Here is a 14642-nt window from a genome sequence, read left to right on the forward strand (position 1 = left end):
CAGCCGAACGCAGCCTCGCGGGCTCGGCAGCTGCTACAGAGGGTGTCGCGGCTGAAATTGCTTAACTGACCGGCATTAGGCTTTGGTACGTATTTTCGGACTTTCAAAATTTTTCGTTGTTTCAGACGACCCGTTAGTGCTGCAGGGCTGATTTTTATGTGATCAGGCTGTTGAACGACCAGTCATGTGATTAATGACCAATAACCATAAAGAGAGAATGCAATGTCTTGGGATGTAGTAGGCATGTTGGCGCTCGTCGCTTTTTGCGCCGGTTTTTTTGATGCGATTGCCGGTGGTGGCGGCTTGATCACCTTGCCTGCACTGTTCCTGGCAGGTGTAGATCCGATCAGTGCGATTGCCACGAACAAGTTCCAGGCCGCTTCGGCAACTGTTTCAGCAACGGTAACCTTTGCTCGCAAAGGCATGATCGAGTGGCGCGAAGGCCGCTTCCTGGTTATCTGCGGATTTATTGGCGGCGCCAGTGGCGCCTTGCTGGTCAGCTCTATTGATAAGCGCTATCTGGAGGTTTGCGTGCCTATCATGCTGATTCTGGTAGCCATCTATTTTGCGCTTTCTCCAAAGCTGGCCAGTGAAGATCGACGCAAGAGAATCGGTGTTCTGCTTTTTTCGTTTACCGTGGCGCCGATCCTGGGCTTTTACGACGGTATATTTGGCCCCGGCGTGGGCTCTTTCTTTATTGTCGGATTTGTACTGCTCTGCGGCTTGGGCATGATGCGGGCCATGAGTTTTACCAAACTTGCCAACGCCTCATGCAATCTCGGTTCGCTGTCGGTCTTCATTACCAAAGGTGTGATTATCTGGCCGGTAGCCATAGCCATGGCTTTGGTGGCCTTCATCGGCGCTCAATTAGGTGCACGGGCCGCTGTTCGGGTCGGACCACGGTTGATCAAACCCATGTTGATCGTGGTCTGCTGCGCCCTGGCCATCAAGCTGCTGAGCGTAGAAACCAACCCTTTACGCGTTGCACTCATCCAAGCGTACGCGGGTGTTAATAACGAACAACCCTGAGTCGCAGGACTCAGGGTTTAAAGCCTCTCGTTAACTCGCATCATTCCAGTGGAAAACCAGGTTACGGGCTGCACCACTGCCAACATCTGCAACGTCATGCCGTGTTTCGCCGTTGCGCGTTGCAATGACCGTGTACTTACCGGCAGGCAGTTTCACGTAAACCAGCGGACCGGCGTTATTGAGCGTCAGCACGGTTTGCCCCGGGGCTTTCTGAATAACGACGGTCACGTCAGGAATGTATTCATTCCTCGACCCGACAGAAAACGTCATGTGCAGGTTGTAACCAGTGGTCTGCTGGATGGCCTTGGACTCATCCTCACCGATACCGCCGGACAGGTAGGCGATGCCGTTTTGCTCCTGGCTTTGCACCTGCACGCCCGTGCTGTCGATGGGCTCAAGACTGGTGGCGGGCGACATCGCTGGAAACATCAGCACGCCGACGGCGGTGAGGGGCAATAGGAGTGAATGGAGGTATTTCATGATGACGACTCCCGGGCTCTGCAGAACCCAATCGTTACATCCTTTGGATTTCCAGCCGGAGGGAGGGGTTTTAGATTGATTTGACCTGAGTACGAAACGTACTACGCCATTTGTTCCTCCACCCTCGCCCAGATTCAGACCCGTCCTGCCCGCAAACCCGGCATTTCCTGCCTGTTTCTCAGTAACTCCCGGCATCTTCGAAAGGTGCTCACTTGCCATTCTCTTTCGCTGTTCAACCTGCTGCGGAAGACCTCATGACGACCCTCACACCCAACGACACTCACGACCCATATCTCGCATCACTACTTGGTAACCTTGGTAAATTGATCCATCAGGCACGTCAGAAGGCGCTACGGGCGGTCGATACCGTTCAAGTGCAAACCTGTTGGCAGATTGGTCGGCATATTGTCGAGTTCGAGCAGGAAGGGGCTCGGCGGGCGAGGTATGGCAAAGAGTTACTGTCGACTCTGGCCAAAGTGCTAACGGCGGAATTCGGAAAGGGATTTGACGCTTCCAACCTGCGGTATATGCGTCTGTTCTATAAAGCCTTTCCAATTCGTGACGCACTGCGTCACGAATTGAGCTGGACCCACTACCGCCACCTGCTCCGGGTCGGCAACGACAGCGCCCGTCTCTGGTACATGAACGAATCAGCCACCCAAAACTGGTCAAGCCGCGCCCTGGAACGCCAGATCAATACGTTGTACTACGAACGCCTGCTGGCAAGCCGCGATCGCGGCAGCGTCAAGCAGGAGGCCGCGACCAACATTCAGAACATGAAAGCCCGCCCTCGGGATTTCATCCGTGATCCGGTGGTACTGGAGTTTCTTGGATTACCCAATGCCGGCAAGCTTCAGGAAAGCGAGATCGAACAAGCGCTGATCGAACAACTGCAAGGCTTCTTGCTGGAGCTGGGCAAGGGCTTCGCGTTCATCGCCCGCCAGCAACGCATCAGTACCGACAGCAAAGACTTCTACATCGATCTGGTGTTCTACAACTACTTGCTCAAGTGCTTCGTCATCTTCGATATCAAGCGCGGTGAACTGACCCATCAGGATGTGGGGCAGATGGACATGTACGTGCGCATGTACGACGACCTGAAACGCGGCGTGGAAGACGGCCCCACTGTCGGCATCATTCTCTGTGCGCAAAAGGATGAATCCGTGGTGCGTTACTCAGTGCTCGAAGGAAACGAGCAACTGTTCGCCAGCAAGTACAGGCATGTCCTGCCGAGTGAGGAGGAACTGCGCAATGAACTGGATCGGGAACGGGCGGCTCTTGAAGAGCGGCTGCTCAATCAACCACTGCGTTGACGCCAATGGATTGTTCATCAACGGCATCAAGACTATCGTTGGCAGCTACCCGCAAAGGTCTGACGCCGATGAATTTGCAGGACACGCCTCCACTGGCCCCCACTCGCATCGAGTTGCCGCTGCCGGATACCACCCCCGGCAAACCGTTCAAGGAAACCGCCCCGGACGGCTTCATCCTCGGCGGATTCACCTGGCGACATCCTTCCCAGGACGCCGCTCGTCCGGTCGTGATCATCAATGCCGCCACTTCGGTCCGTTGCCGCCATTACTCGCGCTTCGCCGACTACCTGTTCGCCCACGGCTTCGATGTCATCACCTATGACTACCGCGGCATTGGCGAGTCGCGGCCGGCATCGCTCAAAGGTCTCAAGGCTTCATGGACCGATTGGGGAGCTCTGGATTTCGAGGCGATGCTCAAGCGCGCACAGCGTGAGTTCCCAAGGCAGCCTATCGATGTGGTCGGCCACAGCTTTGGCGGCTGTGCAGCGGGCCTGGGGGCGTCCGGGCACCTGATCCGGCGCCTGGTGACGGTCGGTGCGCAATTCGCTTACTGGCGCGACTATGCGCCGGCCCATCGATGGCGCATGTTCGGCAAGTGGCATGTGCTGATGCCACTGGTGACGATGATCTACGGCTACTTTCCGGGCAAACGTCTCGGCTGGCTGGAAGACACGCCCGCCGGCGTGGTCCGTGACTGGAGCATCTCCACTGCCCGTTACGAAAAACGCTCCAGTGGCCGCACAATCAGCAAAACCACCGGACAGCTGCCCTTTGCCGGTGTCACCGCGCAAACCCTGGCCATCAGCATCAGCGACGACCCATACGGCACGGTCCCGGCCATCGAACGCCTGCTCGGCTACTTCACCGGCAGCACAAACTCCCACCTGCGTATCCATCCCGAAGACATCGGCGAAGAAGAAGTCGGACATTTCGCCTTTTTTCGCAGCGCATACCAAGCCACACTATGGCCCATTGCATTGGCTTGGCTGCAAAACGGCGAACTGGCCCCCGATACCCCCGGGCGGCGAGTGCCACGCAACCAGGCTTTTTGACCTTTCAATGAATACGGAACGACGCCCATGGCTTCCGCCAACAAGCAGCAAAAACGCGCCTCCCGCGCCAAGGCCAAGGCCAAGCAGAACCGCACCCAGCGGGCTGCCGCGCCGGTGGAACTGGACCCGAACGACGATCGCATCGACTTCGAATCGGTGGACCTGACCGAACTGTTCAAGAAAATGATCGACGCCGAAAAGATCAGCCAGCAAGCCATGTGCACGGCCTTCCTCGAAGACCCGTTGCTGGAACTGGTGTATGAGCAGGAAGGCGAAGAAGGCGCGATGGACTTCATCCTTGCCGCGCTGATCGAATATCGCCAATGGTCGGCCGAAACAGACGAAGCCGGCGCCCTGGCGTGGATCGAATCTCCGGCCTTCCAGGCCGACTACGTGGCAGCGTCCGACGCCATTGCCGCGCAAACCCAACAGAAACCGAACTGAGTTCCCATGGCCTCCCTGAACAAGCAACAGAAACGCGCCAAGCGTGCAAAAGCCAAAGCCAAGCAGATCAATATCCACGGCAGGAAACCCGCCGCACTGGACGATGATGAACTCGGCCACCTCGCCGAACCGATCCCGGAATACACTCTGGCGATGTTCAGCAAAATGCGCGACGCGGAAGCCGTCAGCCGCAGCGAAATGCTCTCGGTCCTGCTGACGAACCTCGCCTTTATCATCATCGACCACCCAGAACTGCTGGACATGGAAAACGCCGACGACGAAGGCATGGCCGCCACCCACCTGGCCGCCGACATGCTGATCGACTACCGCATGTGGGCCGACGGCATGGACCGCGACGCCGCCCAGGCATGGCTGAGCGAGCCGCAGTTCATTACTGACTTCGGCACTGCGCTGGACGCCTACCGCGAGTCGCAGGAAACGCCGGAAGAAAAAGCCGAGTAAGTGTTGCTGCTTGAACAAACACGGCCGCTTGTCATCACTGACAGCGGCCGTTTTTTTGCTCTGAATTGGGCGCCTTCCTTCCGTCAGGCACCGTGTATATCCCATTGACATATCCAACACAAAACCTATCCTTTGGACTCATCGCACCAGCAAAGGCGCAGGAGGTCCAAATGGAACAGACAACCCTTTTCATGAGCAATCGAAGCCAGGCCGTTCGCCTGCCAAAAGCCGTGGCCATGCCAAGTGATGTGAAACGGGTCGACGTCGTCGCCGTCGGCAGAACCCGCATCATCACGCCCGCTGGTGAAACCTGGGACAGTTGGTTCGATGGCGAAAGCGTCACTGCAGACTTCATGACCGATCGCGAGCAACCTGCCGAACAGGAGCGTGAGTCGTTCTGATGATCAAGTACATGCTCGATACCAACATCTGCATCTTCACCATCAAGAACAAACCACAGGCGGTACGGGAGGCGTTCAACCGTCATCACGGCCAGCTGTGCATCAGTGCGATAACGCTGATGGAACTGATCTACGGAGCGGAAAAGTCAGCAGCCCCCGAAAAAAACCTGGCGGTCATCGAGGGCTTCGCTGCCCGTCTTGAAGTCCTGCCCTTCGACAACGAAGCAGCAGCGCACACCGGAATGATTCGATCCGAACTGGCAAAAGCCGGCACCCCCATAGGCCCGTACGACCAAATGATTGCCGGGCACGCACGCTCACGCGGATTTATCGTGGTCACCAACAATCTGCGAGAGTTTGAGCGCGTTCCGGGGTTACGTATAGAAGACTGGGTTCACATGGAATGAACACAAAATAATCGATAGAAGCAAAAACGGCCGCTCGTCATCACTGACAGCGGCCGTTTTGCGTTACGCGGGATGGATCAGTTCAGCACTACCGAACCACGTTTTTCCAGTTTGCGACGGCGCGCAACCAGCAAGCCGGCCGCTACTACCAGAGCACTGAGCAAGCCGGTCGCGAGGATTTCCACACGATGGGCATCCTGGAACAGCATGATGGTCAGGGCCGCAACGATGAAGACGATCACCGCGTAGGTCAGGCCAGGGAACAGCCACATGCTGAAGACGATTTTCTCACCACGAGCCATACGCTGCTTGCGCATGCGCAGTTGCGAAATCGCAATCACCAGGTACACCAGCAATGCGATGGCGCCGGAGCTGGCCAGCAGGAATTCGAACACGGCAGCCGGGGCCACGTAGTTGGCGAATGTTGCCAGGAACGCTGCGCCAGTGGACAACATCACCGCCCAGTAAGGCGTGCCACTTTTGTTGGTGCGCGTGGACATGGCCGGTGCATCACCGCGCTTGCCCAGGGAGAACAACATACGCGACGAGGTGTAGAGCGCCGAGTTCAGGCAGCTGGTCACTGCAACCAGTACCACGATGTCGACGATGATCTTGGCATTCGGGATGCCCATGCGCTCAAGCACGGTCTGGTAGGAGCCCAGGCTCGCCAGTACCGGGTCGTTCCATGGCACCAGCGCTACAACGATGAAGATCGATACGAGGTAGAACAAACCAATCCGCCAGATCACCGAGTTGGTGGCCTTGGAGATTTGCTTGCCAGGGTTTTTCGATTCCGCGGCCGCGATGGTCACGATCTCGGTGCCCATGAAGGAGAACATGGTAGTCAGGATCGCGCCCAGTACTGCGCCCATGCCGTTTGGCAGGAAGCCCTGGGTGTCGAACAAGTGCGAAACGCCGCTGACCTGGCTGTTCGGCAGGAAGCCGAAGATCGCCGCTACGCCGAGAATGATGAAACCGATGATCGCCAGGACTTTGATCAGGGCGAACCAGAATTCGAACTCACCATAGTTCTTGACGCTGAACAGGTTGGTCACCGTCAGCAGCATCGTGATCACCAGGGCGAAGGCCCAGATGTCCACGCCAGGGAACCAGGCATGCAGGATGGTCGCGGCGGCGTTGGCCTCCAGCGGGATGACGAGCACCCAGAACCACCAGTAGAGCCAGCCGATGGTGAAACCGGCCCAGTGACCGATCGCGCGGTCGGCGTAAGTCGAGAACGAACCTGTGTCCGGCGAGGCAACGGCCATTTCGCCGAGCATGCGCATCACCAACACCACCAACATGCCGGCGGCGGCGTAAGCCAACAGAACAGCCGGACCTGCAGCGGCGATGGCGTGACCCGAGCCGACGAACAAGCCGGCGCCGATAACCCCGGCAATCGACAGCATGGTCACGTGGCGCGGTTTGAGCCCCTGTTCGAGGCCATTAGAGCTTTGGGTACTGCTCATTAAAACTACCTTTGTAAGGAGAAGCGAATGCATGCATCCCGTTCGGCGATCCTTCTCGTAAAAAGAAGCCAACGGGGCGTTCTGGATTCTGCACGCAATAATTGCGCCAAAATGTTTCAAATCCCTCTAGCCCGGCGATCTCGCTTTGACCGGACGGTCATCGCAACCCATTGAATTTAATGGCACTTCGCCAGAACGTTACCCTGCGACCCACTTTGCGTGACAAATCAACGCACCGGAAACACACCTGAAAATGGCCCTGTGCACATTAAAAGTGCACAACCTGTGCATTTGGCCGGATAGCGCTTCCAACACCCCGTCAAAGCTGGCAACATCGCGCCTTTTTTTGCGACAGCCGCCGCGCTTTTTATCGACGAGCAAGGTTCAAACGGCTGTTCGGTTGTTGATGGGGCGACAGTCTGCTGCGCCGATGCGACAACCTGCCACACGCCAGCCGTTTACCGTCCGTAGCGCTGTTGGCTGCCATTGAAACGCTATGCTAGGTTGGCCGCCTCGTCAGGAAAGCCGCCAACAGCAGGAGCGCAACATATATGAGGAACGCACATGGCTGAGGCCACGCCCGCGCTTGAAATCCGCAACTTGCACAAACGCTACGGTTCGCTGGAGGTGCTCAAAGGCATCTCGCTGACCGCCCGCGACGGCGACGTGATCTCGATCCTGGGTTCTTCCGGCTCCGGCAAGTCCACGTTCCTGCGCTGCATCAACCTGCTGGAAAACCCGCATCAGGGTCAGATCCTGGTTGCCGGGGAAGAACTCAAGCTCAAAGCCGCAAAGAATGGCGAACTGGTTGCCGCCGACGGCAAGCAGATCAATCGTCTGCGCAGCGAAATCGGTTTTGTGTTTCAAAACTTTAACCTGTGGCCGCACATGAGCGTGCTCGACAACATCATCGAAGCCCCGCGCCGCGTGCTCGGCCAGAGCAAGGCCGAGGCCATTGAAGTCGCCGAAGCCCTGCTGGCCAAGGTCGGCATCGCCGACAAGCGCCACGCCTACCCCGCGCAACTGTCCGGTGGTCAGCAACAACGCGCGGCCATCGCCCGCACCCTGGCCATGCAGCCCAAGGTCATCCTGTTCGATGAGCCCACCTCCGCGCTTGACCCGGAAATGGTCCAGGAAGTACTTAATGTCATCCGCGCACTGGCCGAAGAAGGCCGCACCATGCTGCTCGTGACCCACGAAATGGGCTTCGCCCGTCAGGTCTCCAGCGAAGTGGTGTTCCTCCACCAGGGCCTGGTAGAAGAGCAAGGATCGCCACAGCAGGTGTTTGAAAACCCGCTTTCGGCACGCTGCAAACAATTCATGTCCAGCAACCGCTAACGGAGCTACCCACATGCAGAACTACAAAAAGGTCTTCCTGGCTGCCGCCGTCACCCTGGCGTTCAGCGCCGGTGCCATGGCCGAAACCCTGAAGATGGGCATCGAAGCGGCTTACCCGCCGTTCAACAATAAAGATGCCAGTGGCAATGTCGTCGGCTTCGACAAAGAGATCGGCGACGCCCTGTGCGCCAAGATGAAAGTCGAGTGCTCCGTCGTGACCTCCGACTGGGACGGCATCATCCCGGCCCTCAACGCCAAGAAGTTCGACTTCCTGATTTCCTCGATGTCGATCACCGACGAGCGCAAGCAAGCGGTGGACTTCACCGACCCGTACTATTCCAACAAGCTGCAATTCATCGCCAAGAAAGACGTCGACTTCAAGACCGACAAGGACTCCTTGAAAGGCAAAGTGATCGGCGCCCAGCGCTCGACCCTGGCAGGCACCTTCATGGAAGACAACATGCCGGGCGTTGAAGTCAAACTCTACGACACCCAGGAAAACGCCTATCTCGACCTGACTTCCGGCCGTCTGGACGGCATCCTGGCCGACAAGTACGTCAACTACGAGTGGCTGAAAAGCGACGCCGGCCGTGGCTACGAGTTCAAGGGCGACCCAGTGGAAGAAAGCGACAAGATCGGTATTGCCGTGCGCAAGAAGGACCCGATCCGCGAGAAGCTGAACGCTGCCCTGAAAGAAATCGTTGCTGACGGCACCTACAAGAAAATCAACGACAAGTACTTCCCGTTCAGCATCTATTGATCCTGACTGCCTGACCGGCACCGTCCTTTGGCGGCGCCGGTTCTCGGCCTTGCCTGCCGCGATTTGAAAAGAAATCCATGACTATCGACCTCTACGGATTCGGCCCGGCGCTCGCCGCTGGCGCGCTGATGACTGTGAAACTGGCACTCTCGGCCCTGTGCCTGGGGCTGGTGCTCGGTCTGCTCGGCGCCTTGGCCAAGACTTCCCCGTACAAGCCGCTGCAATGGCTTGGCGGCACTTATTCGACCCTGGTTCGCGGCATCCCGGAATTGCTCTGGGTGCTGTTGATCTACTTCGGCACGGTCAACCTGATGCGTGCCCTGGGCGAGTTCTTCGGCAACCCCGACCTTGAACTCAACGCCTTCGCCGCTGGCGTGATCGCGCTGGGCCTGTGCTTCGGCGCCTACGCCACGGAAGTGTTTCGCGGCGCGATCCTCGCCATTCCCAAAGGCCATCGTGAAGCCGGCGTGGCCCTGGGCCTGTCGAAATGGCGCATCTTCACCCGGCTGATCATGCCGCAGATGTGGCGCATCGCCCTTCCGGGTCTCGGCAACCTGTTCATGATCCTGATGAAAGACACCGCGCTGGTGTCGGTGATCGGCCTGGAAGAAATCATGCGTCACGCGCAAATCGGCGTGACCGTCTCCAAACAGCCGTTCACCTTCTATATGGTGGCCGCATTCATGTACCTGGGCCTGACGGTACTGGCGATGACTGGCATGCACTACCTGGAAAAACGTGCCGCTCGCGGCTTCGCGAGGAGCACCCAATGAACTGGGAAGTCATCATCAAGTGGCTGCCAAAACTGGCCCAGGGCGCGACCCTGACCCTGGAACTGGTGGCCATTGCCGTGATCGCCGGTTTGCTGCTGGCGATTCCACTGGGCATCGCCCGCTCGTCGCGCCTGTGGTGGGTACGGGCATTTCCCTACGGCTACATCTTCTTTTTCCGGGGTACGCCGCTGCTGGTTCAACTGTTCCTGGTCTACTACGGCCTGGCGCAGTTCGACGTGATCCGTAACAGCTCGATGTGGCCGTACCTGCGCGATCCGTTCTGGTGCGCCACGGCGACCATGACCCTGCATACCGCGGCCTATATCGCCGAGATCCTGCGCGGTGCCATCCAGGCGATTCCACCGGGCGAGATCGAAGCGGCGCGAGCACTGGGCATGTCCAGACCCAAGGCGCTGTTCTTCATCATGCTGCCCCGTGCCGCGCGCATCGGCCTACCGGCCTACAGCAACGAAGTGATCCTGATGCTCAAGGCCAGTGCCCTGGCCAGCACCGTGACGTTGCTGGAACTGACCGGCATGGCTCGCACCATCATTGCCCGGACCTACCTGCCGGTGGAGATCTTCTTCGCCGCGGGCATGTTCTACCTGGTGATGGCCTATGTGCTGGTGCGCGGCTTCAAGCTGCTGGAGCGCTGGTTGCGCGTCGATGCCTGCCAAGGGCGTTGAGGTTGGCGTGTTGACGGGCGAGGCCCTGCTCGCCCGCTTCACCGCGCTGGATGCTTTTCTGACAGAGCATCAGGCACTGTGGAAACCCCGGCCATTCACTCATCTGCAGCTTCCCTGGGAAGCGTCCTACACGGAGCTGGCCGCATGGCTACGCGAGCGGTCGCTGGAAGACGCGGAAAACGCTCATAACCAACCCGCCCTCCTGAATGCACCGGAGCCCTTTGCTTCCTTGGCAAGGATGTCCGTTGCCTTGAGTGCCGTGGATGAGTTGCCTGCGCGCACACTCGAAGCGGCCGGCCATCGATTGAACGTCGATGTGCCGGGGCGTAAATGGCAGCAGATTGAAGCCTTCGCCAGTCGATTGCAGTTTTCCGAGGCTCCGCAGCATTGGCTGGACTGGTGCTCAGGCAAGGGACATCTGGGGCGCCGCCTGCTGCAACCGGGGCAACAACTGACTTGCCTGGAATACGACCCGGCACTGGTAACCAGCGGCCAGGCACTCAGCCAACGCCATCACCTGCATGCGCTGCATATCGAACAGGATGTACTCGCGGCAGACGCAGCTTCTTTACTGAGTGCGAATCACACACCCGTAGCGCTTCACGCCTGCGGTGATTTGCATGTGCGGCTGATTCAACTTGCCAGCGCGACAGGCTGCAAACAACTCGCCATTGCGCCATGTTGCTACAACCGGATCAGTCTGGCCGACTACTCACCGATTTCCTCAGCCGCCCAAAGCTCCGGCCTACAGCTTTCCCTCGACGACCTCGCGTTGCCCATGAGTGAAACCGTTACCGCCGGTGCCCGCGTGCGACGTCAACGTGACACCTCCATGGCCCGACGCCTGGGCTTCGACTTGCTGCAACGGCAACTGCGCGGCATTGACGAGTACCTGCCAACCCCTTCCCTCCCCAGCGCCTGGCTGGACAAATCCTTCGCCGATTACTGCCATCACCTGGCCGCACTTAAAGAGTTATCCACAATCGACCCGCAAGATTGGCCAGCCCTCGAAGCTGCCGGTTGGCAGCGACTGGCCGAGGTGCGCAACCTTGAGCTATTACGTGGACTGTTCCGACGTCCGCTGGAGCTTTGGCTGGTCCTTGACCGGGCACTTTTCCTCACCGAGCAGGGCTACAGTGTCCGCGTCGGCACCTTTTGCGAAACCCCACTCACCCCGCGTAATTTCCTGCTCCTGGCTGAACGCACTTAAATACACCCAGCTTGTGGATAACTCTGTTGATGAAATTATCGTGGATCCAAGATCCACGCCTGTTTCAGGGCTAAAATCACGCTGTTCATTTTTTGTACACCTGCATAAAAAATCGAAAAAACAGGTATTTGCGGACAAATGAGAACGGATCCACAAATTCGACCTAAACCCAGTGCGCTGCCAACTGCATTGTGCATAAGCATTTAATGAAAACGACATAAATGCCTAATCCCGGACCGCAGACGGGGGAAATTGCACCGATTCATTACTCTTGTTATACACACACGCAAGGGCGCCAGCAGCGCGGCCACGAACAAGAACATTCTTACGACAGGATGCGCCAGTGACGTTCATTTCCTACGCACAGAATTTCGAAGACATACGCCTGTGGCGCGCCCTCAAAATCGTCGAGAACGGCTTCTACGTCGACGTCGGGGCAAACGATCCTACCCATGACTCAGTCACCAAGGCGTTCTACGACAACGGCTGGACCGGCATCAACGTCGAACCGATGCCCAACTACTACGAAGCCCTGTGCCAGCAACGCCCCAAAGACACCAATCTGCAATGTGTGGCCGGCGAAAACGCCGACAGCCTGACCTTCTACGGCATCGCCAATACCGGCCTCTCGACCGTCGACCCGGCCATGGCGCAGATGCACAAAGACGCCGGTATGGACGTGCGCAGCCAAACCGTCCAATCGCGTACCCTGACGTCCATTTGCGAAGAACACGCCCGGGGCCGCGACATCCACTTCCTGAAAATCGATGTCGAAGGCCACGAAGAAACCGTCCTGCGCGGCATGGACTTCACCCAGTGGCGGCCATGGGTCATCCTCATCGAAACCCCGTGGGAGCGCGACCAAACCTGGGAAACCCTCGTCACCGACGCCGGCTACCACTCCATCCTGTTCGACGGCATCAACACCTACTACCTCGCCGAAGAACACCTGAACCTCAAACCCGCCTTCGACATCCCGCCGTGCAACCTGGACGAATTCCAGTTCTGCAAAGGCCACAACTTCAGCCACCCCATCGGCGATGCCGAAAACCAGCTCGCCGCCGCCCTGCAACGCGCCGAACAGGCTGAAGCACAACTGCGCGCGATGCAAAACAGTCGAACCTGGAAAGCCATTCAGAAACTCAAGAAAACCCTGATGCGCGCCTGACCCGAAGCCCGCGTAAAAATAGTCAAAATTCAGGGGTTTACAGAACCAATCCAATCGCTATAATCGTCGCCCTGACACGCCGGTATAGCTCAGATGGTAGAGCAACTGACTTGTAATCAGTAGGTCCCGGGTTCGATTCCTGGTGCCGGCACCATACAAGGTTCCATAGAAAGCTTTCAAAGTCTCTGGACCCCCCGAAAAACCCGCCTTCTGGCGGGTTTTTTCGTTTTGGCGTTCCATCGGTTTCCGTCAGAAACTGGTGGATTCCAACCGTTTTAAGGGTAGAGTTTGGGGTACAGGTCACTTCGATAAAAGGGAGTACCCTTATGTCGCGCACCACAGCCCCGCTCTCCGACGCAGCTTGCCGCTTGGCAAAACCTACAGACCGCGCCTACAAGCTTTTCGACGGCGATGGCCTCTACCTCCTAGTCCAACCCAATGGCCGCAAAGGCTGGCGGCTCCGTTACATCAAACCTGACGGACGCGAAGGACTGACCTCGTTCGGCAACTACCCCGTCATTGGCCTCGCCGATGCTCGCCGCAAGCGCTTGGAGGTCAAGCGAATGCTGGCGGATGGCATTGATCCCATAGAGAGCAAGCACCAAGCCAAGGCGGAAGCTGTGATCAAAGGCAGAACCTTTGAAAGCGTTGCGCTGGACTGGCACACGGAAATGTCGGCCAAGTGGGCACCAGGCCATTCCAAGACAGTGATGAGCCGCCTAAAAACTCACGTATTTCCGCTGATCGGCGCACGCGCCATTGTTGATCTCGACACCCATGACCTTATGCAGCCCTTGGAAGCGATCAAAAAGCGCGGAACGATAGACGTTGCTTTAAGGGTACAAAACTACCTGCAGAGCATCATGCGCGAGGCAAAGCGCCTCCGGCTTATCACCATAAACCCTGCTTACGATCTCGAAGGCTCGATCAAAGCCCCGCGGGTGGTACATCGCCCCGCTCTACCCTTATCGCGACTGCCGGAACTGCAGGAGCGGATCGACACCTATAAAGGCCGGGCACTTACCCGTCTGACAGTGATGCTGTCGCTGCATGTGTTTGTTCGATCCAGCGAGCTGCGTTTCGCGCGCTGGAGCGAGTTCGACCTCAAGCGCGGCACCTGGGAGATACCGGACACTCGACCCGCGTTGGAGGGAGTACCCTTTTCCACAAGGGGTACGAAGATGGCAGGGGATATCCATTTAGTACCCTTATCGCCGCAAGCAGTGGCGCTACTCGAAAAAATCCATGCACTCACAGGCAAATTCGCATTGGTCTTCGCAGGTGATGCCAAACCCTGGAAGCCCATGTCCGAAAATACCGTGAACAACGCGCTACGGACCATGGGATACGACACCAAAACCGATATCTGCGGGCATGGGTTTCGTTCGATGGCCTGCAGCGCACTGATCGAGTCAGGATTGTGGTCGGAGACAGCCATTGAAAGGCAGATGAGCCACAAGGAACGCAACAACGTCCGCGCCGCTTACATCCACAAAGCAGAGTTCATCGAGGAGCGCAGGCTGATCATGAACTGGTGGAGCCGGTACCTGGAGGCCAACCGGCAGGAGCATGTCACTCCACACGAATTCGCGAACCAGACCGGGGCGAACGTTGAATCGCCCCGGGTTTCGTAGACACCTCCATGCCTTA

16 protein-coding genes and 1 tRNA gene are annotated in these 14642 nt (G+C 57.9%); 15 read left to right on the top strand and 2 right to left on the bottom strand.

Annotated elements, in window-relative coordinates; genetic code table 11:
- Nucleotides 1–222: 222 nt before the first annotated feature.
- Nucleotides 223–1029, top strand: a complete 807-nt coding sequence (locus tag PMI29_RS22960) for a TSUP family transporter (protein WP_007995333.1) — start codon at nucleotides 223–225, stop codon at nucleotides 1027–1029.
- A 30-nt stretch (nucleotides 1030–1059) separates the two neighbouring features.
- Here PMI29_RS22960 and PMI29_RS22955 read toward each other — a convergent pair whose 3' ends face one another.
- The gene (locus PMI29_RS22955) at nucleotides 1060–1509 is read right to left on the bottom strand and encodes a hypothetical protein (protein WP_007995334.1); all 450 of its coding nucleotides are present in this window, start codon (nucleotides 1507–1509) and stop codon (nucleotides 1060–1062) included.
- 254 nt (nucleotides 1510–1763) lie between these two features.
- Here PMI29_RS22955 and PMI29_RS22950 point away from each other — a divergent pair, with 254 nt between their 5' ends.
- The 6 genes from PMI29_RS22950 to vapC all read left to right on the top strand — a co-directional run bounded on the left by PMI29_RS22950 (nucleotide 1764) and on the right by vapC (nucleotide 5588).
- Complete coding sequence (locus PMI29_RS22950) at nucleotides 1764–2822, top strand: PDDEXK nuclease domain-containing protein (protein WP_007995336.1); 1059 nt, start codon at nucleotides 1764–1766, stop codon at nucleotides 2820–2822.
- 68 nt (nucleotides 2823–2890) lie between these two features.
- A complete protein-coding gene (locus PMI29_RS22945) occupies nucleotides 2891–3874 on the top strand; it encodes an alpha/beta hydrolase family protein (RefSeq protein WP_007995338.1) in 984 nt (327 codons plus the stop codon).
- 27 nt (nucleotides 3875–3901) lie between these two features.
- Entirely contained in the window at nucleotides 3902–4318 is a 417-nt protein-coding gene (locus PMI29_RS22940) for a hypothetical protein (protein WP_007995339.1), read from the top strand.
- 6 nt (nucleotides 4319–4324) lie between these two features.
- A complete protein-coding gene (locus PMI29_RS22935; protein ID WP_007995341.1) occupies nucleotides 4325–4780 on the top strand; it encodes a hypothetical protein in 456 nt (151 codons plus the stop codon).
- A 170-nt stretch (nucleotides 4781–4950) separates the two neighbouring features.
- Nucleotides 4951–5181, top strand: coding sequence for a type II toxin-antitoxin system VapB family antitoxin (gene vapB, locus PMI29_RS22930; protein WP_007983252.1), 231 nt, complete (start codon nucleotides 4951–4953; stop codon nucleotides 5179–5181).
- Nucleotides 5181–5588 carry a type II toxin-antitoxin system tRNA(fMet)-specific endonuclease VapC gene (vapC, locus tag PMI29_RS22925; RefSeq protein ID WP_007995343.1) on the top strand — a complete coding sequence of 136 codons (408 nt, stop codon included), beginning with the start codon at nucleotides 5181–5183 and terminating at the stop codon, nucleotides 5586–5588. Before vapB ends, vapC begins: the two co-directional genes overlap by 1 nt.
- A 77-nt stretch (nucleotides 5589–5665) precedes the next feature.
- Here vapC and gabP read toward each other — a convergent pair whose 3' ends face one another.
- Entirely contained in the window at nucleotides 5666–7057 is a 1392-nt protein-coding gene (gene gabP, locus PMI29_RS22920) for a GABA permease (protein ID WP_007995344.1), read from the bottom strand.
- Nucleotides 7058–7621: 564 nt separating this feature from the next.
- On the opposite strand from gabP, the gene PMI29_RS22915 reads away from it, so the two are divergent.
- The 8 genes from PMI29_RS22915 (at nucleotide 7622) to PMI29_RS22880 (ending at nucleotide 14626) form a co-directional block, all read left to right on the top strand.
- Nucleotides 7622–8395 carry an ABC transporter ATP-binding protein gene (locus tag PMI29_RS22915; protein ID WP_007972784.1) on the top strand — a complete coding sequence of 258 codons (774 nt, stop codon included), beginning with the start codon at nucleotides 7622–7624 and terminating at the stop codon, nucleotides 8393–8395.
- 13 nt (nucleotides 8396–8408) lie between these two features.
- Nucleotides 8409–9155 carry an ABC transporter substrate-binding protein gene (locus PMI29_RS22910; protein WP_007983246.1) on the top strand — a complete coding sequence of 249 codons (747 nt, stop codon included), beginning with the start codon at nucleotides 8409–8411 and terminating at the stop codon, nucleotides 9153–9155.
- Between the two features lie 77 nt (nucleotides 9156–9232).
- Nucleotides 9233–9928 (top strand): ABC transporter permease, encoded by a 696-nt coding sequence (locus PMI29_RS22905; protein WP_007995346.1) that lies wholly within the window; start codon nucleotides 9233–9235, stop codon nucleotides 9926–9928.
- Nucleotides 9925–10614 (top strand): ABC transporter permease, encoded by a 690-nt coding sequence (locus tag PMI29_RS22900; protein ID WP_007972788.1) that lies wholly within the window; start codon nucleotides 9925–9927, stop codon nucleotides 10612–10614. Before PMI29_RS22905 ends, PMI29_RS22900 begins: the two co-directional genes overlap by 4 nt.
- Nucleotides 10595–11824: a methyltransferase gene (locus PMI29_RS22895; RefSeq protein ID WP_033052109.1), complete on the top strand. Its 1230-nt coding sequence runs from the start codon at nucleotides 10595–10597 to the stop codon at nucleotides 11822–11824. Before PMI29_RS22900 ends, PMI29_RS22895 begins: the two co-directional genes overlap by 20 nt.
- A gap of 343 nt (nucleotides 11825–12167) precedes the next feature.
- Nucleotides 12168–12992, top strand: coding sequence for an FkbM family methyltransferase (locus PMI29_RS22890; RefSeq protein ID WP_007995350.1), 825 nt, complete (start codon nucleotides 12168–12170; stop codon nucleotides 12990–12992).
- A gap of 78 nt (nucleotides 12993–13070) precedes the next feature.
- Nucleotides 13071–13146, top strand: a tRNA-Thr gene (locus PMI29_RS22885).
- Nucleotides 13147–13318: 172 nt separating this feature from the next.
- Nucleotides 13319–14626, top strand: coding sequence for a tyrosine-type recombinase/integrase (locus PMI29_RS22880; RefSeq protein WP_007995352.1), 1308 nt, complete (start codon nucleotides 13319–13321; stop codon nucleotides 14624–14626).
- Nucleotides 14627–14642 lie beyond the last annotated feature (16 nt).

It is taken from the genome of Pseudomonas sp. GM49 (assembly GCF_000282355.1).
GTDB lineage: Bacteria > Pseudomonadota > Gammaproteobacteria > Pseudomonadales > Pseudomonadaceae > Aquipseudomonas.

Bases quoted from the DNA above. Each gene is read 5' to 3' on its own strand.
- PMI29_RS22905 (WP_007995346.1), top strand. From the start codon at position 9,233: ATGACTATCGACCTCTACGGATTCGGCCCGGCGCTCGCCGCTGGCGCG.
- PMI29_RS22915 (WP_007972784.1), top strand. From the start codon at position 7,622: ATGGCTGAGGCCACGCCCGCGCTTGAAATCCGCAACTTGCACAAACGC.
- vapB (WP_007983252.1), top strand. From the start codon at position 4,951: ATGGAACAGACAACCCTTTTCATGAGCAATCGAAGCCAGGCCGTTCGC.
- PMI29_RS22960 (WP_007995333.1), top strand. From the start codon at position 223: ATGTCTTGGGATGTAGTAGGCATGTTGGCGCTCGTCGCTTTTTGCGCC.
- PMI29_RS22935 (WP_007995341.1), top strand. From the start codon at position 4,325: ATGGCCTCCCTGAACAAGCAACAGAAACGCGCCAAGCGTGCAAAAGCC.
- gabP (WP_007995344.1), bottom strand. From the start codon at position 7,057: ATGAGCAGTACCCAAAGCTCTAATGGCCTCGAACAGGGGCTCAAACCG.
- PMI29_RS22955 (WP_007995334.1), bottom strand. From the start codon at position 1,509: ATGAAATACCTCCATTCACTCCTATTGCCCCTCACCGCCGTCGGCGTG.
- PMI29_RS22895 (WP_033052109.1), top strand. From the start codon at position 10,595: ATGCCTGCCAAGGGCGTTGAGGTTGGCGTGTTGACGGGCGAGGCCCTG.
- PMI29_RS22900 (WP_007972788.1), top strand. From the start codon at position 9,925: ATGAACTGGGAAGTCATCATCAAGTGGCTGCCAAAACTGGCCCAGGGC.
- PMI29_RS22945 (WP_007995338.1), top strand. From the start codon at position 2,891: ATGAATTTGCAGGACACGCCTCCACTGGCCCCCACTCGCATCGAGTTG.
- PMI29_RS22880 (WP_007995352.1), top strand. From the start codon at position 13,319: ATGTCGCGCACCACAGCCCCGCTCTCCGACGCAGCTTGCCGCTTGGCA.
- PMI29_RS22910 (WP_007983246.1), top strand. From the start codon at position 8,409: ATGCAGAACTACAAAAAGGTCTTCCTGGCTGCCGCCGTCACCCTGGCG.
- vapC (WP_007995343.1), top strand. From the start codon at position 5,181: ATGATCAAGTACATGCTCGATACCAACATCTGCATCTTCACCATCAAG.
- PMI29_RS22940 (WP_007995339.1), top strand. From the start codon at position 3,902: ATGGCTTCCGCCAACAAGCAGCAAAAACGCGCCTCCCGCGCCAAGGCC.
- PMI29_RS22950 (WP_007995336.1), top strand. From the start codon at position 1,764: ATGACGACCCTCACACCCAACGACACTCACGACCCATATCTCGCATCA.